At 52.7% G+C, this 23,545-nt stretch carries 22 protein-coding genes and 2 pseudogenes; 16 read left to right on the top strand and 8 right to left on the bottom strand.

The genetic code is table 11. From position 1 onward, the window contains the following. The first annotated feature begins 285 nt into the window (after nucleotides 1–285). A complete protein-coding gene (locus BZG79_RS01030; protein ID WP_021022715.1) occupies nucleotides 286–825 on the top strand; it encodes a gamma carbonic anhydrase family protein in 540 nt (179 codons plus the stop codon). Here the strand turns inward: BZG79_RS01030 and BZG79_RS01025 are convergent. Genes BZG79_RS01025 through hemF form a run of 3 tightly spaced genes read right to left on the bottom strand, consistent with a single transcriptional unit; the run spans nucleotide 822 to nucleotide 2,824 of the window. After that, on the bottom strand, nucleotides 822–1,082 hold the full coding sequence (locus BZG79_RS01025; protein ID WP_021022716.1) for a DUF1488 family protein: 261 nt from the start codon (nucleotides 1,080–1,082) through the stop codon (nucleotides 822–824). The two genes, BZG79_RS01030 and BZG79_RS01025, sit on opposite strands and share 4 nt — an antisense overlap. Then, entirely contained in the window at nucleotides 1,079–1,903 is an 825-nt protein-coding gene (gene aroE / locus BZG79_RS01020) for a shikimate dehydrogenase (protein WP_077773546.1), read from the bottom strand. The genes BZG79_RS01025 and aroE overlap by 4 nt, the downstream gene beginning before the upstream one ends. A 3-nt stretch (nucleotides 1,904–1,906) precedes the next feature. After that, nucleotides 1,907–2,824: an oxygen-dependent coproporphyrinogen oxidase gene (gene hemF / locus BZG79_RS01015; RefSeq protein WP_077576870.1), complete on the bottom strand. Its 918-nt coding sequence runs from the start codon at nucleotides 2,822–2,824 to the stop codon at nucleotides 1,907–1,909. A gap of 178 nt (nucleotides 2,825–3,002) precedes the next feature. Between hemF and purE the strand changes: the two genes are divergently transcribed. Together purE and BZG79_RS01005 are read left to right on the top strand one after the other, a co-directional pair. Beyond that, nucleotides 3,003–3,485: a 5-(carboxyamino)imidazole ribonucleotide mutase gene (purE, locus tag BZG79_RS01010; protein WP_077576869.1), complete on the top strand. Its 483-nt coding sequence runs from the start codon at nucleotides 3,003–3,005 to the stop codon at nucleotides 3,483–3,485. Nucleotides 3,486–3,489: 4 nt separating this feature from the next. Beyond that, nucleotides 3,490–4,638, top strand: coding sequence for a 5-(carboxyamino)imidazole ribonucleotide synthase (locus BZG79_RS01005; protein WP_077576868.1), 1,149 nt, complete (start codon nucleotides 3,490–3,492; stop codon nucleotides 4,636–4,638). Here BZG79_RS01005 and BZG79_RS01000 read toward each other — a convergent pair. From BZG79_RS01000 to BZG79_RS00985, 4 genes are read right to left on the bottom strand one after another with little or no spacing between them, the layout of a single operon-like run. Further along, a complete protein-coding gene (locus tag BZG79_RS01000; RefSeq protein WP_021022721.1) occupies nucleotides 4,635–5,192 on the bottom strand; it encodes a type I DNA topoisomerase in 558 nt (185 codons plus the stop codon). The genes BZG79_RS01005 and BZG79_RS01000 overlap by 4 nt on opposite strands. A gap of 27 nt (nucleotides 5,193–5,219) precedes the next feature. Beyond that, the gene (locus BZG79_RS00995) at nucleotides 5,220–5,693 is read right to left on the bottom strand and encodes a DUF494 family protein (protein ID WP_021022722.1); all 474 of its coding nucleotides are present in this window, start codon (nucleotides 5,691–5,693) and stop codon (nucleotides 5,220–5,222) included. Between the two features lie 2 nt (nucleotides 5,694–5,695). After that, nucleotides 5,696–6,805 carry a DNA-processing protein DprA gene (gene dprA / locus BZG79_RS00990; RefSeq protein ID WP_077661248.1) on the bottom strand — a complete coding sequence of 370 codons (1,110 nt, stop codon included), beginning with the start codon at nucleotides 6,803–6,805 and terminating at the stop codon, nucleotides 5,696–5,698. Beyond that, complete coding sequence (locus tag BZG79_RS00985) at nucleotides 6,795–7,850, bottom strand: LysM peptidoglycan-binding domain-containing protein (RefSeq protein WP_077773545.1); 1,056 nt, start codon at nucleotides 7,848–7,850, stop codon at nucleotides 6,795–6,797. The genes dprA and BZG79_RS00985 overlap by 11 nt, the downstream gene beginning before the upstream one ends. A 117-nt stretch (nucleotides 7,851–7,967) precedes the next feature. On the opposite strand from BZG79_RS00985, the gene def reads away from it, so the two are divergent. From def to BZG79_RS00940, 9 genes and pseudogenes are all read left to right on the top strand, one after another. Beyond that, entirely contained in the window at nucleotides 7,968–8,480 is a 513-nt protein-coding gene (gene def / locus BZG79_RS00980; protein ID WP_077461770.1) for a peptide deformylase, read from the top strand. A 7-nt stretch (nucleotides 8,481–8,487) separates the two neighbouring features. Then, the gene (gene fmt, locus BZG79_RS00975) at nucleotides 8,488–9,435 is read left to right on the top strand and encodes a methionyl-tRNA formyltransferase (RefSeq protein ID WP_021022726.1); all 948 of its coding nucleotides are present in this window, start codon (nucleotides 8,488–8,490) and stop codon (nucleotides 9,433–9,435) included. A gap of 109 nt (nucleotides 9,436–9,544) precedes the next feature. Beyond that, a complete protein-coding gene (gene rsmB, locus BZG79_RS00970; RefSeq protein ID WP_077679283.1) occupies nucleotides 9,545–10,831 on the top strand; it encodes a 16S rRNA (cytosine(967)-C(5))-methyltransferase RsmB in 1,287 nt (428 codons plus the stop codon). Between the two features lie 22 nt (nucleotides 10,832–10,853). Next, a complete protein-coding gene (trkA, locus tag BZG79_RS00965; RefSeq protein ID WP_077773544.1) occupies nucleotides 10,854–12,230 on the top strand; it encodes a Trk system potassium transporter TrkA in 1,377 nt (458 codons plus the stop codon). Between the two features lie 141 nt (nucleotides 12,231–12,371). Further along, a complete protein-coding gene (locus BZG79_RS00960; RefSeq protein WP_077576864.1) occupies nucleotides 12,372–13,403 on the top strand; it encodes a diguanylate cyclase in 1,032 nt (343 codons plus the stop codon). A gap of 94 nt (nucleotides 13,404–13,497) precedes the next feature. Beyond that, nucleotides 13,498–13,773, top strand: coding sequence for a YihD family protein (locus BZG79_RS00955; protein WP_077576863.1), 276 nt, complete (start codon nucleotides 13,498–13,500; stop codon nucleotides 13,771–13,773). 177 nt (nucleotides 13,774–13,950) lie between these two features. After that, a pseudogene (gene ccoG / locus BZG79_RS00950) lies at nucleotides 13,951–15,279 on the top strand (cytochrome c oxidase accessory protein CcoG); the annotation flags it as partial. A 14-nt stretch (nucleotides 15,280–15,293) separates the two neighbouring features. Continuing rightward, entirely contained in the window at nucleotides 15,294–16,274 is a 981-nt protein-coding gene (locus tag BZG79_RS00945) for a serine/threonine protein kinase (protein WP_021022732.1), read from the top strand. A gap of 32 nt (nucleotides 16,275–16,306) precedes the next feature. Then, nucleotides 16,307–17,023, top strand: coding sequence for a thiol:disulfide interchange protein DsbA/DsbL (locus BZG79_RS00940; RefSeq protein WP_021022733.1), 717 nt, complete (start codon nucleotides 16,307–16,309; stop codon nucleotides 17,021–17,023). On the opposite strand, the gene BZG79_RS00935 is transcribed toward BZG79_RS00940, so the two are convergent. Next, complete coding sequence (locus tag BZG79_RS00935) at nucleotides 17,024–18,547, bottom strand: YifB family Mg chelatase-like AAA ATPase (protein ID WP_077661250.1); 1,524 nt, start codon at nucleotides 18,545–18,547, stop codon at nucleotides 17,024–17,026. Between the two features lie 488 nt (nucleotides 18,548–19,035). Between BZG79_RS00935 and ilvG the strand changes: the two genes are divergently transcribed. From ilvG to ilvD, 4 genes and pseudogenes are all read left to right on the top strand, one after another. Continuing rightward, on the top strand, nucleotides 19,036–20,679 hold the full coding sequence (ilvG, locus tag BZG79_RS00930) for an acetolactate synthase 2 catalytic subunit (RefSeq protein ID WP_077773542.1): 1,644 nt from the start codon (nucleotides 19,036–19,038) through the stop codon (nucleotides 20,677–20,679). Further along, nucleotides 20,679–20,936, top strand: a complete 258-nt coding sequence (gene ilvM / locus BZG79_RS00925; RefSeq protein ID WP_021022736.1) for an acetolactate synthase 2 small subunit — start codon at nucleotides 20,679–20,681, stop codon at nucleotides 20,934–20,936. Before ilvG ends, ilvM begins: the two co-directional genes overlap by 1 nt. A gap of 18 nt (nucleotides 20,937–20,954) precedes the next feature. Continuing rightward, a pseudogene (locus tag BZG79_RS00920) lies at nucleotides 20,955–21,684 on the top strand (aminotransferase class IV). Between the two features lie 17 nt (nucleotides 21,685–21,701). Next, a complete protein-coding gene (ilvD, locus tag BZG79_RS00915) occupies nucleotides 21,702–23,543 on the top strand; it encodes a dihydroxy-acid dehydratase (protein ID WP_021022738.1) in 1,842 nt (613 codons plus the stop codon). The last annotated feature ends 2 nt before the right edge of the window (nucleotides 23,544–23,545 follow it).

Genomic DNA, 23,545 nt, shown 5'->3' with positions numbered 1-23,545 from the left:
CCCTAACGCTTGGCGTTAAGTGGACGGCTATCTTAATCTTTTAAAAACTCACGTCAAGCGTTTATTTTTATTTGATTTTTTACTTCAACATGGCGCTGAGCGCTTGCCCTACGTGCCGTGTCGATGGAGGCGCATTATAGGGAAGCTGATCAGATTGGCAACCCCTTTTTAGTGGTTTTTTAGAAAAAAACTGTCACTCGCTGTTTTTTTGCTCGCTAGAGTGTAAAACTGGTAACAAAGTCAGCGTTATCTGACATTGTATAGCGATATAAAGAGGGATTTGTGATGGCAAAACAGCTGCGCGCTTATAAAGGCATGACGCCTCAGCTTGGCGAACGCGTCTATATTGATGAATCCAGTGTATTGGCTGGCGATATTACGCTAGGCGATGATGTGAGTATTTGGCCGCTGGTTGCGGCGCGTGGTGACGTGAACCATATCCAGATTGGCGCACGAACCAATGTACAAGATGGTTCAGTCCTTCATGTCACCCATAAAAATGCCGAAAACCCACAAGGTTACCCGCTGATCATTGGCGAAGAAGTGACAATCGGCCACAAGGTTATGTTGCATGGCTGCCGGATTGGCAACCGAGTCCTCGTGGGAATGGGGACGATTATTCTTGATGACGCTGTCATAGAAGATGAAGTGCTGATTGGCGCTGGCAGTTTAGTCCCACCAGGAAAACGCTTAGAGAGCGGCTACCTTTATGTTGGCTCACCGGTCAAACAGGTCCGCCCCCTCACTGACAAAGAGCGTGCTTATTTTGCCCGCTCAGCGCAAAACTATGTCGACACCAAAGACATCTACCGCTGCGAGCACTAGATCACCAAGCTGCCATCGGGTTCAAACGCTTCTGATTCGATGGCCGCTTCCATTTGCTCTTCAATATCAAACCATACCTGTTCGACGATCGCCTGCGCATTATCCGTGTCCACCGCACAGCCGGCGAGCGCAGATAAGGTGGTAAAGCGGACAGCGCATGTTAGCAATGCACCATTAAGCTGGCCGTAAAAACAAACACGGGCCTTTGCCGTATCGACCTGCGCTTCGTCCGCAGCCAGAATAAGGGACTGATTCATCGATTGAGTGCCTCTCTTAACTGCTCGCGCACACGTTCGGTTTGTGGCCGACAGCCGCGCCATATAGCAAAGCTTTCCGCCGCTTGTTCCACCAGCATGCCCAAGCCGTCTAAACACCGCCCTGCTCCTTGGCGTTGCGCCCATTGGTTGCTGGTTGTGCTGCCAGCTTGATACACCATGTCATAGACAGTGGTCGCTGGGCCAATCGCTCCTTGCGGGAGAGGGGGATAGCTTTGATGTAAGCTTGCCGAGGTCGCATTAATGATCACATCAACAGGCGCCGCCACAGGTTTATCCACGGCATGACTGGCGATCGGTCCGGCCTCACCAAATGCAGCGGCTAATTGCTGGGCTTTTTGCTCGGTGCGATTGACAATCATCAGCGATGCTGGCGCTTGCTCCAGTAAAGGAAGCAACACACCCCGTGCGGCACCGCCCGCTCCCACGACTATAATGCGCTTATCGYGCAGTGCCACATGGTGGTGGTGTAAGTCAGTCACCAAACCGGCGCCATCGGTGTTATCACCGAGTAGAGAGCCATCGCTTTGCTTAACCAGCGTATTCACGGCACCGGCGCGGCGGGCACGCTCTGTCAGTGTATCAGCCCAATCATACGCTTGCTGTTTAAAAGGCACGGTCACATTGGCGCCGCGCCCTCCTTGCGCAAAAAACGCCTGCATGGTGGTCACAAAGCCTTCAAGCGGCGCCTCAATGGCTTGATAGTCGATGTCTTGTTGGGTTTGTGTCGCAAACGCGGCGTGGATCTGCGGCGACTTACTGTGGCCAATCGGGTGGCCGACCACGCAATAACGATCGGTCATTGGTTACCACTCCCTCGGTTTAAGGTAGTCGCGATAGAGTCTCGCTTCCGGCGCATCGTCATCAGGTGACCAATTATATTCCCAACGCGCCATCGGCGGCATCGACATCAGAATAGATTCGGTACGCCCACCGCTTTGCAAGCCAAATAGCGTGCCTCTGTCATACACCAAGTTAAACTCAACATAGCGTCCGCGACGGTAAAGCTGAAAATCGCGTTCACGCTCACCATAGGGCGTAGCTTTGCGGCACTGTACAATCGGCAGATAGGCATCGATAAAACCTTTTCCAACCGCTTGGGTGTAGGCAAAGCACTGTTCGAATGGCCATTGGTTCAAATCATCAAAGAAAAGCCCGCCGACGCCACGGGTTTCATCGCGATGGGGCAGATAAAAATAGCGATCGCACCATGCTTTGTGATCAGCGTACACGCTATCACCAAAGGGCGCGCACAAGGCTTTGGCGGTCTCATGCCAGTGCTGGCAGTCTTCCTCGAACGGATAGAAAGGCGTGAGGTCAAAGCCACCGCCAAACCACCACACAGGATCAGCGCCTTCTTTTTCGGCAATGAAAAACCGCACGTTCGCGTGTGAGGTTGGCACGTATGGGTTATGAGGATGGATCACTAACGACACCCCCATGGCCTCAAAACAGCGCCCGGCGAGCTCCGGACGGTGTGCTGTCGCCGAAGCAGGCATTTGATCGCCAAATACATGCGAGAAGTTCACTCCCGCTTGTTCAAACACGTGGCCCTGACGCAGGACGCGACTACGGCCACCGCCCCCTTTCTCACGCTCCCACGCATCTTCAATAAAGTGCGCTTGACCATCTTGTTGCGCAAGCTGTTGGCAAATATCATCTTGAAGCTGGAGGAAAAAAGCCTTCACGGCTTGCTTATCAATTGTCGACTGACCGTGTGCCACGCTCACATCCTTTGTTACTGAGACTATGTGTGTACTTTACCTGATCCACGCAGTGGGATCTTAACGGAATTTCATCTCCCACCGCTGACGCAAACGTTTTCCTTGCGATGAAATCTGGGTATAATTCACGCCACGCTCAGCTTAACTTATTCACGCTTGTCATCAAGAAGGACGTATTATGACTGTCGGTATCATCATGGGCTCGCAATCCGATTGGCCTACCATGACACATGCAGCGGCTATGTTGGATCACTTTGCTATCCCTTACGAAACCCGTATTGTCTCCGCCCATCGCACGCCACAGTTACTTGCCGACTATGCCCAGCAAGCGGCTGAGCGCGGGATTAAAGTGATTATTGCCGGCGCCGGTGGTGCCGCCCATCTACCCGGGATGACTGCCGCACACACCAGCCTGCCGGTACTCGGCGTACCGGTCCAGTCGAAAGCGTTAAAAGGCATGGACTCATTGCTTTCGATTGCTCAAATGCCAAAAGGCGTGGCGGTGGGCACGCTCGCTATTGGTGAGGCAGGCGCCGCGAATGCAGGCCTCCTTGCGGCACAAATTCTCGCCACTGCCGACCCTAATTTGATGGCAAAAGTGGATGCGTTTCGCCAAACGCAAACTGAAGCCGTTCTCGCTCAACCCAACCCACAAGGGTAAGGCCATGAATATTCTGGTGTTAGGCGCGGGACAACTGGCCCGGATGATGGCATTAGCCGGCGCGCCGCTCAATCTTATCGTCAGTGCTTATGATGTGCGCAGCGGCGACATTATCCATCCTTTAACCCAGCAGCCACTCGGTCAAGGGCTCGATACCGCGATAGCCGGCGCGGATATTATCACCGCTGAATTTGAACATATTCCTGCCAACATTTTGCATCAATGCGAGCAAAGCGGAAAGTTACGCCCCAGTGCGCAGGCAATTTTAACCGGTGGCGACCGTCAAATAGAGAAAGCCTTATTGATGCAAGCTGGGGTGGCTAACGCGCCATACCGTGTGGTGTATACACAGGCGGATTTGGAAAAGGCCGTCGATGCACTGGGCGCGCCCTTGGTGTTAAAAAGCACGCTCGATGGTTATGACGGCAAAGGGCAATGGCGCTATCGTGATGGTGATGATCTCAGCGCATTATGGGCCGAATTGGACGCCTTTCTTGCCGCGCCCGAGCAGCGCGATGGCCAGGCGATCATTGCTGAGACCATGATCCCTTTTGAGCGTGAAGTGTCACTAATTGGTGTACGTGGTGCCAATGGCGAATTTGCCAGCTACAGCCTAACCCAAAACCATCACCACAACGGCGTACTGACTTTGTCGGTGGCACGGCCTGACGAACAGGGTTTGCAGTTACAAGCGGCTGAAATGGTGAAAAAGATTGCCGACACACTCAATTACGTGGGTGTGCTCGCGGTCGAATTTTTTGATGTTGACGGTCGCTTGCTGGTGAACGAAATCGCACCTCGAGTCCATAACTCGGGCCACTGGACCCAGCAAGGTAGCGCCTGTTGTCAGTTTGAAAACCACTTGCGTGCGGTCAGCGGCTTACCGCTTGGCGCTACCCGTTTGGTTCAGCCCACTGCGATGATCAATATTTTGGGTCAAGGTAGTGTCCCGCTTGCGACCTATCGCGACGCCCATGTGCATTGGTACAATAAAACGCCTCTCCCGGGGCGCAAAGTGGGCCATATCAATGTCACGGCCACCTCGAACGCCGAGCTTGCCACCACGTTAGCGAGCCTCGCCAGCTACCTGCCCGACGACACCTTTCACGGTTTACAGTCCGCCGCGTTAGCACTGGCCGCACAAGCCGATTAATCCTCGCTCTCCGACTCTGCAGCCGATTCATCTTGAATCGCGCTGCAGGGCTTATCAGCACATTGATGCACGGTTTTCCCACCTTTTTTACGCTCGACCAAGAGTGCAAAACCACATGCCTCGCAGGTACCAGCTATCGGTTGTGCATTCACGGCAAAATGGCACTTAGGGTACTGATCACAGGCAAAAAAGCGCTTGCCATAGCGCGAGGTACGCTCCACCAGCTCACCTTTGTGGCAGGCTGGGCAGGTCAGAGTGGTGTGATCGGGTTCATCTGGTTTTTCGATATGCGTGCATTGCGGGAACTGATCACAGCCAATAAACATGCCGAATCGACCTTGGCGCAGCACCAACTCTCCCTGCTGACACGCCGGACAGGTCACGCCAAGCGCTTTCACCACATGGCCATCACCATGGTGTAACGCTTTGGTATAGTGGCAGTCTGGATAGGCCGTACAGGCCAGAAACGGGCCTCGTTTGCCCGATTTAAACGCAAGAGCGCTGCCACATTCCGGGCAGCGCTCCTGGGTCTTCGGGGTGTTATCTGTATTCATTCACACCTTTACTGTTATTGATAAGCGTTAATGCACGTACCCCTCTTGTGCGTCGTACAGCATGTCTTCCATTTGCGTATACGCGCGCTCATTACCTGGCACGTTAAACAGCACCATTAGGATCACCCATTTTAGATCATCCAAACCAAACTCTTGCGTTTCTAACTCCATCACCCGATCGATCACCATCTCACGCGTTTCTGGTGACAGCACCCCAGCTTGTTCTAAAAACAATAAAAAACCTCGGCTTTCTTGATCGAGAAAACGGGTTTCTTGCTCGGTGAATACACGAATCGAGCTCTGTGCACTGCCTGTTAGATAGGGCTGTTTATCCGCGTTTTGTAACTGAGCTAATTTTTCCAGCCAGTTTAGGGCCTTATAAATATCATCTTGATGAAAACCCGCACGGGACAATTCATCCGCTAACTCGTCCTGATCGATAATGACCTCGACATCACTGTGGATGTAGGTTTCAAACAGGTACATAAGAATGTCCATCATGGCTAGCCCCTCCTCGTTCTGACATAGCCACCGGGTACTGCTGCTACAAGCCCCTGGAGTTCTAAGTCTAACAACTGCATCATGATTTCGTGAACCGGTTGGTTGCAGCGCTCAGCTAGTACGTCGACACACGTCGCGTTAGTCCCTACGTTAGCCAACAGCGTGGGAAATGGCAATCCTTGATCGGCATCTAACTTGGGCGCATCACTAAATAATTCGCTTTGTTGGCTCACTGCAAACTGAACCAAACTGTCTACTTCACTTAAAATATCATCCACACTGTCCGTCAAGGTTGCGCCCTGCTTGATCAATTGATGGCATCCACGCGCTTGGACCTGATCGATTGGGCCTGGGATCGCAAACACCCCTCGATTTTGCTCAAGTGCGTAGCGCGCGGTAATCAATGAGCCACTTTGCGGTGCAGCCTCCACCACTAATACGCCCGCTGATAAGCCACTGATCAGACGGTTACGACGAGGAAAGTGTTCCGCCCGTGGCGGCGCATCTGGCCAGAACTCGGACACCAACGCCCCTTGCGTAATAATTTGGCTGGCTAAGTCACGGTGACGTGCAGGATAAATACGCCCTAGCCCGCTGCCGAGCACCGCCAATGTTTGTCCATTGCCGTCTAAGGCACCTTTATGCGCCCGCCCATCAATGCCCAAGGCTAAACCGCTGGTAATGGTCAACCCGTAGTCGGCCAACTGTTTGGCAAAGTGATAAGCCGTCGTCAATCCAGATTGGGTGGCATGACGACTGCCAACCATGGCGAGCTGGGGCTTGGCTAAGGCGCTGGGATCACCTTGAACATAGAGAATGAGAGGCGCGCTGGCGATTTCTTTTAACAACGAGGGATAAGCGGGATGATCAAAACACAATAAGTGGCAATCGGGCGCCTCGGCCCAGCGCAAGCTCGCATTGATTAACGCCTGATTTGGGCTGCATATCGCCTGGCATTGATCCTCACTTAATCCAATCGCGGCCAACGCCTGCTGAGATTGCTGATGGATAGCCTCGACCGGCCATGTCGATAAGAGTTTTCGACGTTGCCCGGCCCGTAGCCGTGGCACTTGAGCCAAGGTTAACCACGCGTATAACGTCTCATCTTTCATGACTGATCCGAGCGCTTGAAGGCGGAATCGCCTGCATACCCGCTTTAATCGGCTGAGTGGCTTGCTGTACGACAGCCAAACTCATCCATGGATAGGAGCGGATAACCATCAGCTCACCGACTTTGACGTTCGGTAATACAGTGACCTCACGTGGGGTTTTATCGGCTTGTGCTTGATACTGGTACTCACCTGGCTGATTCACGACCTGTTTTCCAGGTTGAGTGACTTCAAATACTTGCCCAGCCGAAACCTGCGCCTTTGCCCCTTTATCCAGAACGACTAACTGCCCTTGAGCCACGTATTCACTGCCGTAAAGGTGACCCAATAAGGTCGCTTTGATTTTCGCAGGATAAGGCCAGAATGGCGCCTGAACACGGTCGGGGGCCGGCAATAGCACGTCATTGGGTCGTATCTCTTGATTGACCTGAGTCAGTGTCATCACGCTATAGTTCGACGCCACGTCGGTGATTGAACCATTGGCCACGTGCGTCAAGCTAACCATTTGTGGGCGATTATCAGCCGTTTGATCTGCGCGTTGATGCGAAAAGGTGTGCGCGACCCGATATACCTGCCAATCGATCGCGTGTAATGCGGCATCGATATACACAGTGTCTGCCGCCGATAAAAGGCGACGCCCCTCAGGCGAGCCCAACACCCTGGGTAACGCGACTAATCGTGCTTTCTCAATCAAGGTATCTTGTGCTAGGTGGGGTAAGAGTAAGGGCGCAACACTGGGCACAGGCGATGCCGGTTCGTCTGCGGCTATCGTGTGAGAGGCTTGGTATGTTAGATGCGGTTTCCCTTGTTGCCACTTTAGCGTCAACGTATCGCCCGGGTAGATAAGGTGTGGATCCTTTATACTTGGGTTGTCGTACCATACCTTTGGCCAATGCCAAGGGTCAGCAAAAAAGGTGGCGGCAATATCCCAAAGCGTATCGCCACGCTCAACGGTATAACGTGTTTCACTCTTTTGTGCCGCCACACTGAACGGGAGTAGCGCTGTCAATAGGACTGCCATAGCAAGCCTACACAGTTTCTTTGTCATCGTCGTCTTCCTTGTCAGACAGAACGCGCTGATGCTGTCAATTGGCTGGCAAAATGTCTAGAATTAACCCAATTATCCCGTGCCGCATTCGGCACAGTTCAATTTTTGCGAGACGTTATGGCTTTACTGAACGTATTAACATTTCCAGATGAGCGCCTTCGCACCGTTGCGAAACCGGTGGATACCGTTACCCCTGAGATCCAGAAAATGGCCGATGACATGATTGAAACCATGTACGACCAAGACGGTATCGGTCTTGCCGCTACTCAGGTTGATTTTCACCAACGCATGGTCGTGATCGATGTATCAGAAACGCGTGACGAGCCTATGGTGCTGATCAACCCTGAAATTATCGAAAAGCGCGGTGAAGACGGTATTGAAGAAGGGTGCCTCTCTGTGCCGAGCTCACGTGCCTTAGTGCCTCGAGCAGCCGAAGTGACGGTCAAAGCACTCGATCGTGACGGCAACCCATTTCAGTTCGATGCAGACGACTTACTGGCGATTTGTATTCAACACGAGCTTGACCACTTAGAAGGCAAGCTATTCGTTGATTATCTATCACCATTGAAGCGCCAACGCATCAAGCAAAAAATGGAAAAACTCAAACGCGCTAACCAAAAAGTAAGCTGAGGTCACTTTGAGCAAACCGCTGCGTATAGTATTTGCGGGCACGCCGGACTTTGCCGCGCGCCATTTACAAGCCTTGCTCGACAGTGAGCATGAGGTCATTGCGGTCTATAGCCGCGAAGATAAACCAGCAGGACGGGGCAAAAAGCTCACGGCGAGCCCAGTTAAACAACTGGCGATTGAACATGCACTCCCAGTATACCAGCCTCGCACGTTGCGTGACGAAACGGCACAGGCCGAGTTAGCCGCACTCGATGCCGACGTTCTGGTGGTGGTCGCCTATGGACTTATTTTGCCGAAAGCCGTGTTAACGATCCCAAGATTGGGCTGCGTTAATGTGCATGGCTCAATTTTGCCACGTTGGCGGGGGGCCGCACCGATTGAGCGAGCGGTCTGGGCAGGCGACAACGAAACCGGCGTCACCATCATGCAGATGGATGAAGGGCTCGATACCGGTGACATGTTAAAAATCGCCACCTTACCGATTGACGACAAAGAAACCAGTGGCAGTCTGTATGAGCGCTTGGCTGAGCTGGGTCCACAGGCACTGATTGATTGCCTCAATGATATGGCCAACGGCATTATATTGGCTGAACCGCAAAATGACGCCAAAGCCAATTACGCCGAAAAGCTAACCAAGCAAGAAGCTCATATCGATTGGCATCAAGACGCGGCGTTTATCGAACGCTGTGTACGCGCATTCAATCCTCGCCCGGTGAGTTTTTTCACCTTAGGTGAGCAAAATATCAAAGTGTGGGGCGCGAACGCACTCGATATTGATGTTGATGCTGCGCCGGGGACCGTCATTAACACTGATAAACACGGTATTCAAATTGCGACCGGCAAAGGTGTTCTTCAGCTGACACACCTACAGCCACCGGGCAAGAAAGCCATGCAGGCTCACGAGCTGCTCAATGCGCGTCGCGAGTGGTTTGAAACCGGCACCCAATTAGTATAAAGGGTGCGTTTATGTAGCAACATCGTTTAAGGCCAGTACGCTGGCCTTTTTTAATGTAACAGGCGACGCTATCGTCTGATGCCATTTTGGCCTTTTAATGGGTAAACATATGAATGTAAGAGCCGCGGCTGCCCGCGTTCTATATCAAGTGGTCGATCAAGGCCAATCTCTCTCGCAGCAACTGCCACTTGCGCAGCAGCACATCGCACCACGGGATGCGGCGTTACTGCAAGAGATCTGCTACGGCACCTTACGTTGGTTGCCGCGTTTAGAGCATATCGTGCAAGCTTTGATGGACAAACCATTAAAAGGTAAGCAACGTGTGTTTCATCACCTGTTACTCGTTGGCCTCTATCAACTCGGCTATATGCGTATTCCGGCCCATGCCGCGGTGGCGGAAACAGTCAACGCGACCAAAACACTCAAGCGTCCGCAGTTACGTGGCCTTATCAATGCGATATTGCGTAACTATCAACGCGATCAAGCCTCGCTCGATGATGCCAGTCAAGCCGAGTCCGCCGGGCAACACTGCCATCCCAGCTGGTTATTAACGCGTCTTCAACAGGCCTACCCTAACCAGTGGCAAGAGATTATCGCGGCGAACCATCAAAAAGCCCCCATGTGGTTGCGCGTAAACCGCCAGCATCATACTCAGGCAAGCTACCTTGCTGAACTGCAAGCGGCGGGTATCGCTGGTTCTCCGCACACCCAAGCTTTGGACGCAATCAAGCTCGACGCACCGTGCGACGTAACACGTTTGCCAGGCTTTACCCAAGGTTGGGTATCGGTACAAGATGCCGCCGCACAACTCGCTGTCGACTACCTCCAGCCCGATTCAGCAGAGCACATTCTCGACTGCTGTGCCGCCCCCGGTGGCAAAACCTGTCATATTCTTGAACATCAGCCTGATGCGATCGTCACTGCCATTGATGCCGATGAAAATCGCTTGTCGCGGATCAAAGAGAACCTATCGCGCTTAGGGCTTAATGCTGAGGTGAAACACGCCGATGCTCGCTTGCCGAGCGCTTGGCATTCGGGCCCAGCATTTGATCGCATTTTGCTGGATGCGCCCTGCTCGGCCACAGGTGTGATCCGTCGCCATCCGGACATTAAATGGCTAAGACGCGATAGCGATATTCAAGCCTTGGTCACGTTACAAGCGGAGATTTTGGACGCAATGTGGCAGCAATTGGCGCCAGGCGGTACGCTGGTCTACGCGACCTGCTCGGTATTACCGGATGAAAACGCGACACAAATTCGCGCCTTTTTAACTCGCGAGCCAACAGCAATATTGCGCACCGGCACCCACGACCAGCCAGGACGACAAATTCTCCCCGGAGAACACGACATGGACGGCTTCTATTACGCATGCCTAAAAAAGCCAACCGGCAAGTAACGAGGCAGGGAGTAACAACAACATGAAAATSATTATCTTGGGTGCAGGCCAAGTCGGCGGTACCTTGGCAGAAAATCTGGTCGGAGAAAACAATGACATCACCATTGTTGACCGCGCCCCAGAACGGCTTCGCGAACTGCAAGATAAATACGACTTACGTGTTGTACACGGGTTTGCCAGCCATCCGTCGACCTTGCAAGAGGCTGGCGCGCAAGATGCGGATATGCTGGTTGCCGTAACCAACTCCGATGAAACAAACATGATCGCTTGTCAGGTCGCTTTTACCCGCTTTAACACACCCAATCGTGTTGCTCGGATCCGAAGTCCTGAATATCTCGCGGTAAAAGAGCAACTGTTTAACAGTGACGCCTGTCCGGTTGACCACCTTATCGCCCCAGAGGAGCTGGTGACGCATTATATTCGTCGCTTAATTGAATACCCAGGCGCGTTACAAGTGGTCAGCTTTGCCGACAAAAAAGTGGGCCTGGTGGCTGTTAAGGCCTATTACGGCGGGCCTTTGGTCGGCAAAGCGCTCTCAGCACTGCGCGAGCACATGCCGCATGTCGATACCCGTGTTGCCGCTATCTTTCGGCGTGACCGCCCGATTCGCCCCCAAGGCACGACCATTATCGAAGCCGATGATGAAGTCTTTTTCGTCGCCGCCAGCAACCATATCCGCTCAGTGATGAGTGAACTGCAGCGCCTCGAAAAGCCTTACAAACGCATCATGATTGTGGGTGGGGGGAATATTGGTGCTGGCCTAGCCATGGCACTTGAGCGCCAGTACAGCGTGAAGTTAATTGAGCGCAATCCAGCTCGTGCTGAACACTTGGCTGAGCTATTAGAAGAAACCACCGTTTTTTGTGGCGATGCGTCTGACCAGGAATTACTCAGCGAAGAGCACATTGAGCAGATTGATGTCTTTATCGCGGTCACCAACGAAGATGAAGCCAATATTATGTCGGCAATGCTCGCTAAACGCCTAGGGGCAAAAAAAGTCATGGTGCTGATTCAACGCGGTGCTTATGTCGACTTGGTTCAAGGTGGGGTGATTGATATTGCCATCTCCCCCCAACAAGCGACGATTTCGGCGTTGCTCACCCATGTACGCCGCGCCGATATTGTCAATGTGTCGTCATTACGACGCGGCGCCGCTGAAGCAATTGAAGCAATTGCGCACGGTGATGCGTCAACGTCCAAAGTGGTTGGCCGGGCAATTGGCGAGATAAAGTTACCACCGGGCACGACCATAGGTGCGGTTGTACGAGGCGATGAAGTATTGATTGCCCATGATAAAACCGTGATCCAGCAAGATGATCATGTGGTGTTATTCTTGGTGAATAAAAAATACATTCCGGATGTTGAACGCCTATTCCAACCCAGCCCGTTCTTTCTTTAACACCCGTTATTGCGCCAACACAAGCCTGCAGACATCCGTGTCTGCAGGCTCACGCTTTTTATCTCAACGCTGCCACTCCTGTCACTTTGGGTATACACTGAACAAAGTGCCTATCTATGTTGCTTAGCAGAAAGGACCGCCATGTCAGACGATCAATTTCAACAATCGACCGTATTTCTCAAAAAAGCGGTCCCTTTGATGATGAAATATAAGGTGCCCACGACACCGACCAACTACGCGCTATGGTACACCTACGTCGCCAATACCGATCCAAAGCTCACCGCTGACGTCGATACCACCGTCCATGAGCATGGCACGTGCAGTCCTCTTCAAAGCGACATCTTGTATCAAAAGCATATGGCGGATAAACACAGCCAGAACATTGGCAGCCTTAAGCAAAGCCTTGAGTCAATGATGACGGAGATGAGTCATTCGATGTCTGACACGCTTCAGGACACAGACGCGTTTCACTCGGTACTCGACAAAACATTCGAACAGCTGTCTCGCGTTGAAAACGAAGGGTTGTCCATTGATGAAACCATCGCCGTTGTCCGTAATGTAGTGAAAGACTCGCAAGCTCTGACGCAATCGACCCGCTACTTTAAACACCAACTGAGTGATGCCCAGCAAGAAATTGCCCAACTAAAACAAAACCTCGCAGAGATGACCGAGCAAGCCACCCATGATGGCTTAACCGGCCTGCTCAATCGGGCCGCCTTTGAACGCGAGCTCAATGCGTACACCGAAAACGCACAAACCTGGCCGTTTGCTTTAGTCCTCGTCGACCTCGATCACTTTAAACAACTTAACGATACATACGGTCACGTGCTCGGCGATATCGCTTTGAAGCAGGTCGCCAAGCGATTACTCGACTACTGCCGAGAAGGCGTACAAGCGTTCCGCTACGGCGGCGAAGAGTTTGCGCTACTGTTACCTAAAAGACGCCTAAACAGCGCAAAACGGACCGCTGAAACGCTACGTGCCGCTATCGATAGAATGGTGATAAAAGACCGGCGTCGTGGCCAAACATTGGATCATATTACCGTGTCTATGGGCGTCGCAGAGTACGACGAGCATGCTCGCGAATCTGGCGCCGACCTCATTTATCGTGCTGATCAACAACTCTATAAGGCCAAAAACCTCGGGCGTAATCGTGTGATGCCGATAAATTAACTCTCGCCTGAAAGGAATTTGATCTTGGCTAAGTATTCACCGCTCGCCGTCGGGCAAAATGGTATTTTTTACGTGCCACATTAAGGATACCACCATGCACTGCCATCGTATCAACGAGTTACTCGATCTACTGAACCAATCTTGGCAACAAACGCCCGATCACTCGCTCATGACCATGCTCAATCTGATTGCCCAAGAGGCCGGTCATCGCGATGACTTAACAACGCTATCGGACGACACCTTGATCTATCAACTCAAAATGCGACTAGAAGATAGCAACGCGCCTATTCCTGGCCTTGCAAAAGACAATGAAGACGACTTTAAAGCCGCTATTTTACGGGCGAGAGGCATTACCCCAACAAAAGAGTGAGTCAGTGGCCTCGCTAATCGTCTGTTATAGCTGGAATTCGTTCAGTTTGTGGCTGTATCGCAAACTATGACTCTGGTAGCGTATTCACGGCGTTTGCTGCGCTACAATCACAGGCACAATGATAATTAGGGCCTGGCAATGCACCATGGACCCGCTATCCCAAGGAAAGCCAATGTCATGAGCGATAAAAAAATTAACGTCAAAGACGTGACTGCAAAAGAATACAATCCCAAAACCCATAAAGGTAACGACGATCGCTTTAATCCGAGTAATCGCATTTATGTGCGCGCGGTGAAAGGCTATTACCAGCGAATGCGCCGTTACATGGGCTGGTTCTTTATGCTGCTGTTTCTGCTAACGCCCTGGATCCCGTATCAAGGCCGACAAGCCATTTTGCTGGATATAGGCAATCAAAAGTTTAATTTTTTCGGCACCACGTTGTGGCCACAAGACCTGACCTTGTTGGCTGCACTTTTGATGCTCGCCGCCTTCGGCCTCTTTTTTATTACCACTTTTCTTGGCCGGGTGTGGTGTGGCTATTTGTGCCCGCAAACAGTATGGACCTTTCTCTTTATCTGGTTTGAAGAAAAGCTGGAGGGGGCGGCCAACAAACGCCGAAAACAAGACTCGCTCAAACTTACGCCGGCATTGGCCGCGCGAAAAGCCGCGAAGCATGCGGCTTGGTGGCTCATATCTCTGGTCACGGGCGCCACATTTGTCGGTTACTTTGTTCCCGTGCAATCGCTCGCGGTCGATTTAGTCACGTTCGATACTAGCTTTTGGGTCGGCTTTTGGGTGATCTTCTTTGCTGCCTGCACCTACGGGAATGCGGGCTGGATGCGATCGATCATGTGTATTCACATGTGCCCCTACGCGCGCTTTCAGTCCGCAATGTTTGATAAAGACACCTTTATCGTTGGCTATGATGCCAAACGCGGCGAAAAACGCGGGCCTCGCCCACGTAAGAAAGATTCCAAAGCATTAGGATTAGGCGACTGTATTGACTGCAACCTATGTGTGCAAGTGTGTCCGACAGGTATCGATATTCGTGATGGTTTGCAGTATGAATGCATCAACTGTGGTGCCTGTGTCGATGCGTGTGATGAAACTATGGATCGCATGGGGTACGCGCGCGGCCTAATCAGCTACACCACCGAGCACAAGCTCGAAGGCAAGAAAACCGCGGTCATGCGACCAAAACTGGTGGGTTATGGGGCGGTCATGGTTATTGTGACTGCAATGTTTATTTATCTGGCGATGTCGGTCATGCCGATGGAGCTGGATGTGATACGCGACCGTAATCAACTGTATCGCATTAACAACCAAGGACTGGTTGAAAATACCTACACCTTAAAAATCTTAAATAAAACGCAGACAGACGACGTATATCAGCTGTCGGTTAAAGGCTTGGATGAGGTGACATGGCACGGGCCACAAACCGTTAGTGTACAAGCGGGTGAGGTTTTCTCACTGCCGATTAGTCTGGCAGTCGATACGTACGAGATGGAGCCAGGTGGCGTATGACCGAGATAGGCTTTGACTTTCATGCTCTTACTCCCGACGTTCAATTAAATGCGATTGAATCGGTCGGTATTTTTCCTCAATCCGGCCTACTCGCGCTGAACAGCTATGAAAATCGGGTGGCCCAGTTTGTCGCCGATGATGGCCAGCGCTATGTGGTCAAGTTCTATCGGCCCGCTCGCTGGTCCGATGCGCAAATTCATGAAGAACATGCTTTCTGCCGCGAGCTAGCTGACGCAGATATTCCCGTCGTTGCGCCGATTCAACGAGAGGGAACCAGTCTTTTTTACGCGTCAGGCTTTCGCTTTGCCTTATTCCCCAGTGTGGGCGGTCGCGGCTTTGAAGTGGACAATTGGGATCAGCTCGAAGCGGTCGGCCGTTATCTGGGTCGAATCCACCAAATGGGCGCCGCTAAGCCTTTTCAAACTCGCGCTAAATTTGATCTCGACAGCCACCTTTATCAGCCACGCCGCGAGCTAGGAGAAGCCAGCTTGATCCCAGCAAGCCTGCAAGCGACATTCTTCTCTGATCTCGACCGATTAATCGATGCCATCGCGGCGCGATGGCACACGGAGTGGCCCGCGATTCGGCTCCATGGCGATTGTCATCCCAGCAATATTTTGTGGCGAGACGGTCCACTATTTGTCGATTTTGATGACACCCGTAACGGTCCCGCGATGCAAGATTTATGGCTATTTTTAAACGGCAGTCGCGCCGATCAGCTCGCGCAACTCGACACCTTGGCGGAGGGTTATCGCGAATTTCGTGAATTCCCTGCCGACCAATTGCAACTGATCGAGCCATTGCGTGGTCTGAGAATGGTGCATTACATGGCCTGGTTGGCAAAACGCTGGCAAGACCCGGCGTTTCCTCGTGCATTTCCTTGGTTTGCTGATGCAAAATACTGGGAAGGTCAGGTACTCGCTTTTAAAGAACAACTTGCCGCCCTTGAAGCACCACCGCTTACACTGTATCCGTAAGCACTCAATCGATAACGGAGAGTCATTCAATCATGTTTAAAAAACTGTTGCCTTTGCTACTGGTCGTAGGCCTAACCGCGTGCTCTGAGCCTGAGAGCGTGACGCAGACATCACCAGACACCACCCCAACAACCGAAACCACGCAGACGCAAACGGAGTCGGCAGAGCCTGCAACACCGATTGAGGTAGCGGATGCTAAACCAGGCCGCTTTAAAGCTGGTGAGGATTACCAGGTGCTAGAGACGCCGGCAACTGATTCCCCAACAGTGACCGAGTTTTTCTCTTTCTATTGCCCACATTGTTATCAGTTTGAACCACTGGTCCAGCAGCTCAAACAACAAGTGCCTGATAATGCGAAAGTGGTAAAACACCATGTGTCTTTTATGGGCGGCGAGATGGGCAGTGTGGTAACACGCGCCTACGCAGCGGCGGTTGTGCTCGATGCACAAAAAACCATTATTCCGGTGATGTTTGATCGCATTCATGCGGCACAAAACCCACCGAAATCACTGGCGGAGGTTCGCCAAATGTTTGTCGATAACGGCATTGATGGCAAAGAATTTGACAGCGCTTACAACAGCTTTGCCGCGAACTCCATGGCCAAGCGTTTCGACCAATCGTTCGAAAAAGCGGGCTTGCGCGGTGTGCCTGCGGTGATCGTCAACGGTAAATATCACGTGACACCCAAAACAGTAGAAACTCCGGAAGAATACTTCCAGTTGATCAACTTTTTACTGACCCAAAAGTAATTAGCTGACTTGGGCGTTGAGATGGCGCAATAAGCCATCCATCGCCCGATATCCCAGCGCTTCCGCTAAATGAGGTCGTGAGATCTGAGCGTCGCCGCCAAGATCGGCAATGGTACGTGCTACCTTGATAATGCGGTGATAGGCCCGAACGGACAACCCCAATCGATGTAAAGCCTGTTCTAAAAACGCCGCATCAGCCTGAACGAGCTGACAATGCAGCTCCATTTCTTGATTACTCAACAACGCATTCACCTTTCCYTGGCGTGCCAGCATACGCTCACGCGCAGCCGCTACCCGCGCTTTTACCGTCGACGTTGACTCACCGCGTTCTCCGCCACTAGAAAGACAGCCTCGTGGCAGTGCGGGAATATCAATGGACATATCAAATCGGTCTAACAGTGGGCCAGATAAACGCGCTAAATAACGCAGAATTTGTTGTGGGTTAGACCGGGCCAATTCACCCTCGTGATGACCGGTTGGACTCGGGTTTAATGCACCGATAAGTTGGAAGCGAGCCGGAAACCGGGTTTTACCATTGGCGCGCGAAATCACAATTTCGCCAGACTCAAGCGGCTCGCGCAACGCATCGAGTACGCGACGCTCAAACTCCGGCATTTCATCAAGAAACAATACCCCATGGTGAGACAGCGAAATCTCACCAGGGCGCGGTACGCTGCCGCCTCCGACCAAGGCTGCCATGGAGCTGGAATGGTGGGGGCTACGGAAAGGGCGCTGACGCCAATTTCCCTCATGCAAAGGTTGTTGAGTCAAAGAGGTGACGGCGGCTGAGGCCAACGCTTCATCATCATTCATCGGTGGCAGCAAGTCACATAAACGCGACGCAAGCATGGTTTTTCCAGTGCCGGGAGGACCTACAAAAAGTAAGTTATGAGAGCCACTGGCGGCAATTTCTAACGCCCGCTTGCCTTGTTGCTGACCGATAATGTCGCGTAAGCATCGCGTCACCGCTGGCGTGTCATTCACGGCAGGGACAGCGTTTAAACATAAACTTTGCTGGCCGGCTAGGTGTTGGCTCACGGCAATCAGGTCGGGCGCTGACACATGCCGCTCATTGTCTACCAGCGCCACTTGATTGGCATTATCATCCGGTACCACCAGGGCTCGCTGCGCTTTTTGACTGGCGAGCGCCGCCGGCAATGCGCCTTTAACCGGCCGTAATTGTCCCGACAACGCCAGTTCACCTAAAAACTCAAACGCGTTTAAACGCTTTTCTGGCAACTGTCCCGACGCCACCAAGATCCCAAGCGCAATGGGTAAATCAAATCGTCCCCCTTCTTTAGGTAAGTCGGCTGGGGCCAGGTTGACGGTGATCCGGCGCGAAGGGAACTCAAAATTAGAAGTCACAATCGCACTTCGTACCCGATCACGGGCTTCTTTGACCGTCGTTTCCGGTAAGCCCACCAGCGCAAACCCCGGTAAACCATTGGATATATGTACTTCTACGGTCACACTCGGCGCTTCTACACCGACACAGGCTCGACTGTGAACTATCGCCAATGCCATATTTTCCCACTCCGCTTACTGTCATCGCTATGAAACCCAGCTCTTATACTGCCGCGCTAATCTGTGATTGAGAGTAATTTTTTCTTGTCATGCGAGTGAGGTCTGTGATACCACTACAAATGCACAACAATTAAACACGAGACTCGGCGATAGATCGGCTCCGTGACTGACCTGCAACAAGCAGGCATAAACAAAAACATAATTAACAAAACGCTCATAAAATGGGCCCAATAAAAGATAAGACAGACACATGTTAAATTTCGCTATCGTTCTCATTATTCGCCTCATCGTGGTCATTATTCCGCGAGGGGTGTAGGTACGCGAAAGACAGCAGCAACATCGCAACCAAGCCCCCGCAACCCAAAGGTTCGGGGGCTTTTTTCATTCATGTGGCGATGCCACGCGACAACGGAAGCAATCATGATGGAGCGCGCAGAGACAGGTTATTCGCAACCCTGCTCTCCCCGCTTAGACGGGGAGGGGCGACGATGACCGGTGCACAATGGGTGGTAAAAGCGTTACAACAACAAGGGGTGGATACCGTTTTTGGTTATCCTGGGGGCGCCATCATGCCCGTTTACGATGCCCTTTTTGACGGTGGGGTGGAACATATCCTCTGTCGCCACGAGCAAGGCGCCGCCATGGCTGCGATCGGGTATGCCCGAGCCAGTGGCCGTCCTGGGGTATGCATTGCGACATCAGGCCCTGGCGCCACCAATCTCGTGACCGGGCTTGCCGATGCGATGATGGACTCAGTCCCTATTGTGGCCATCACCGGCCAGGTTGCTAGCCCTCTTATCGGTACCGATGCTTTTCAAGAAATCGATGTGCTGGGCTTATCGTTAGCCTGCACCAAACACAGTTTTTTAGTGACCGATCCCGCTGAGCTCACCCCCACACTCGCACAAGCATTTGAAGTGGCACAATCAGGTCGACCGGGCCCCGTGCTCGTCGATATCGCCAAAGACGTACAGCAAGGCTTGATCCCTGAGACTACAGTCCAGATCACCACGCCACATATCGCGCCACTCAACAAGACAGATATCGACCAGGCGAATGCGCTTATCCGAGCCAGTCAGCGCCCTATGGTCTATCTCGGCGGCGGTGTGGTGTTAGGCAAAGCCACTCAAGCAGTGCGCGATTATTTAGCGCGCAGTGAACTGCCTGTGGTCAGCACCTTAAAAGGCTTAGGCACCGTCGCACCGCACTATCCGTATTATCTAGGCATGTTGGGCATGCATGGCACCAAAGCCGCTAACTTGGCGGTGCAAGCGTCCGATTTGCTGATTGTCATCGGCGCACGCTTTGATGACAGAGTCACCGGCAAGCTCGATACATTCGCCCCCCACGCTAACGTGGTGCATATCGATATCGATGCGGCGGAAATCAACAAACTGCGCCGCGCACAAGCACCGGTTTGCGCCCCGCTCAATCTCGTGCTTCCCGCCTTAGAAAACCCTGACACATCGCCTGATTGGCGCGCTCAAATCACCACCTGGCAAACGACGCACGCGTGGCGTTATGACCACCCAGGTGACGCTATCTATGCGCCGGCACTGCTGAACAACCTTTCGCAGCGTATGCCAACCAGTACGGTGGTCGCGACCGATGTCGGCCAGCACCAGATGTGGGTCGCGCAACATGTACTCCCATCACGGCCAGAGAATCTATTAACCTCAGCAGGGCTGGGCACTATGGGCTTTGGTTTACCGGCTGCAATGGGCGCCAAAGTCGCTCGCCCCAATGATGAGGTGGTGTTAGTGACCGGAGATGGCTCGTTTATGATGAATATTCAAGAGCTGGGCACACTCAAACGCCGAGGGATCGCCGTTAAAATCATTCTGCTTGATAACCAGCGTTTAGGCATGGTTCGTCAATGGCAGCAGCTGTTTTTCGATCAACGCTACAGTGAGACCGATCTGTCTGACAATCCGGATTTTCTCACCCTAGCGCGCGCCTTTGATATTCCTGGACACAGTATCCAGCGCAAAGACGAGGTCGAGGACGCCCTCAACACCTTGATGACACATCAGGGCCCGTATTTGCTGCATGTTGCCATCGACGAAATGGAAAATGTATGGCCACTGGTACCGCCTGGGGCAGCCAACCAACAAATGATGGAGCAAAGCTGATGACACAACACCAATTTTCAATTCATGCCACCCACAGCCCTGAGTTGTTGGAGCGCGTGTTGCGCGTGATCCGTCATCGTGGCTTTACCGTCTGCCAGTTTACGATGTCAATGCCTTCGGACTCGGGACAGGTAATTTTTGATGTCACCGTCGAAAGCCAACGCGCGATCGAGACCTTGCGGCCACAACTGACTAAGCTATGGGACGTGGCAGAGGTCATGATGGCCTCTTCGACTACACAGTCCCTACGCGCATAACCAAAAAGGAAGAAAAGAATGTCGACAAATACCGCTGATTATATTTGGTCTAACGGGGAAATGATCGCTTGGCAGGATGCCACTGTGCACGTACTCACCCACGCCATGCACTATGGCACCTCAGTCTTTGAAGGGATACGTTGCTACGACACCCCAAACGGCCCCGTGGTATTTCGCCATCGCGAACACATGCAGCGCCTTAAAGACTCGGCGAAGATTTATCGTTTTCCGATCCCATTTAGCGTGGATGCGCTGATGGAAGGTTGCCGAGAAACCCTGCGCGTGAACCAGCTTCGCTCCGCCTATATTCGTCCGCTTGGCTTTGTCGGCAATGTTGGCCTCGGCGTTTGTCCACCGCCAGAGACACAGATGGACATCATCATCGCTGCCTTTAGCTGGGGAAGCTACCTTGGCGAAGACGCCCTCGCACAAGGGGTCGATGCCATGGTCTCGAGCTGGAACCGTGCCGCCCCCAAATTCCATCATCACACTTGCCAAAGAACAAGGGCTAACGATTCGCGAAGAGTCGATTGCACGTGAAGCGCTTTATCTGGCCGATGAAGTGTTTATGACGGGAACCGCAGCTGAAATCGTCCCCGTGCGCAGCGTCGACCAAATTACAGTGGGTGAAGGTCAACGAGGCCCGATCACCGCCTCACTACAGCAAGCCTTTTTTGGCCTGTTTGATGGCACTACCGAAGACAAATGGGGCTGGCTTGATCCCGTTCACCCCGACCAGCGCGCATAAGGCAAAGGAGTCGTAATATGCCAACCTATCGTTCCAAAACCACCACCCACGGTCGCAACATGGCAGGCGCACGCGCACTATGGCGTGCCACCGGCGTTAAAGATGATGATTTCGGCAAGCCCATCATCGCGGTGGTGAACTCGTTTACCCAGTTTGTGCCCGGGCACGTCCACCTCAAAGATATGGGCCAGCTGGTGGCGCGAGAAATCGAACAAGCCGGCGGGATTGCCAAAGAATTTAATACCATCGCGGTGGATGATGGCATCGCCATGGGCCACGGCGGCATGCTCTACTCACTGCCCTCGCGTGAGATTATCGCTGACTCGGTCGAGTACATGGTCAACGCCCACTGTGCCGATGCCATGGTCTGTATTTCCAACTGTGACAAAATTACCCCAGGCATGTTAATGGCCGCCATGCGCTTAAATGTGCCCGTTATTTTTGTCTCTGGCGGGCCGATGGAAGCGGGGAAAACCAAGCTTTCCGATCAAATCCTTAAACTCGATCTGGTCGATGCCATGATGCAAGGGGCCAACCCAGATGTGTCTGATGAGCAAAGCGAGCAAATTGAACGCTCAGCGTGCCCCACTTGTGGCTCATGCTCAGGGATGTTTACTGCCAACTCGATGAACTGTTTAACCGAAGCGCTGGGGCTCAGCCAACCCGGTAATGGATCCATGCTCGCCACTCATGCAGATCGTGAACAACTGTTTCTCAACGCCGGTAAACGGATTGTTTCGCTCGCCAAGCGCTATTACGAGCAAGACGACGACAGCATCCTGCCACGCAATATTGCAAATCGCGCCTCATTTGAAAATGCCATGGCACTCGACATTGCCATGGGAGGATCAACCAATACCGTGCTGCACTTGCTGGCCGCCTCTCAAGAAGGCGATATCGATTTTGGTATGGATGATATTGATCGCATGTCACGCCAAGTCCCTCATCTTTGCAAAGTGGCACCATCCACTCAGCAGTATCACATGGAAGATGTGCACCGCGCCGGTGGTGTGATGGGGATCCTCGGCGAACTCCAACGCGCCAACTTACTGAATATGGACCAGCAAACTGTGCTGGGCATGAGCCTTAAAGAGCAACTGGCGCACTATGACATCATGCAAACCGACGATGAAGACATCAAAGCGTTTTATCGAGCAGGGCCGGCGGGCATCCGTACCACCCAAGCCTTCTCGCAACGCTGTCGTTGGGACACTCTGGATGATGACCGTCAATCTGGTTGTATTCGTACCCTCGAGCACGCATTCAGCCAAGACGGTGGCCTTGCCGTGCTACAAGGTAATATCGCCTTAAATGGCTGTATCGTCAAAACCGCCGGCGTGGATGAGAGCATTCTGACCTTCGAAGGGCCCGCGGTGGTCTTCGAAAGCCAAGACACCGCCGTGGAAGCGATTCTCGGTGGAAAAGTCAAAGCCGGCGATGTGGTCGTGATTCGCTATGAAGGACCCAAAGGTGGACCAGGGATGCAAGAAATGCTCTACCCCACCACCTACTTAAAATCGATGGGGCTGGGTAAGTCGTGCGCCCTGCTCACTGATGGCCGTTTTTCTGGCGGCACTTCCGGGCTATCCATTGGTCATGTGTCACCCGAAGCAGCTAACGGCGGCACCATCGCCCTCGTTGAAGACGGTGATCGCATTCACATTGACATCCCGACCCGTGAAATCAGCTTGCAGGTAGATGAAGCCACCCTCACTGCACGCCGAGAAAAGGCGCAGGCAAGAGGGTGGAAACCGAAAGATCGCCAGCGTCAGGTTTCTTACGCCTTAAGAGCCTATGCCACCCTTGCCACCAGTGCTGATAAAGGCGCGGTGCGCGATCGCAGTAAATTGGAGGAGTAAGC

It is taken from the genome of Salinivibrio sp. MA427 (genome assembly GCF_001996115.1).
In the GTDB taxonomy this organism is placed as follows: Bacteria; Pseudomonadota; Gammaproteobacteria; order Enterobacterales; family Vibrionaceae; genus Salinivibrio; species Salinivibrio costicola.
This window is presented reverse-complemented; position numbering and strand designations above follow the sequence as displayed.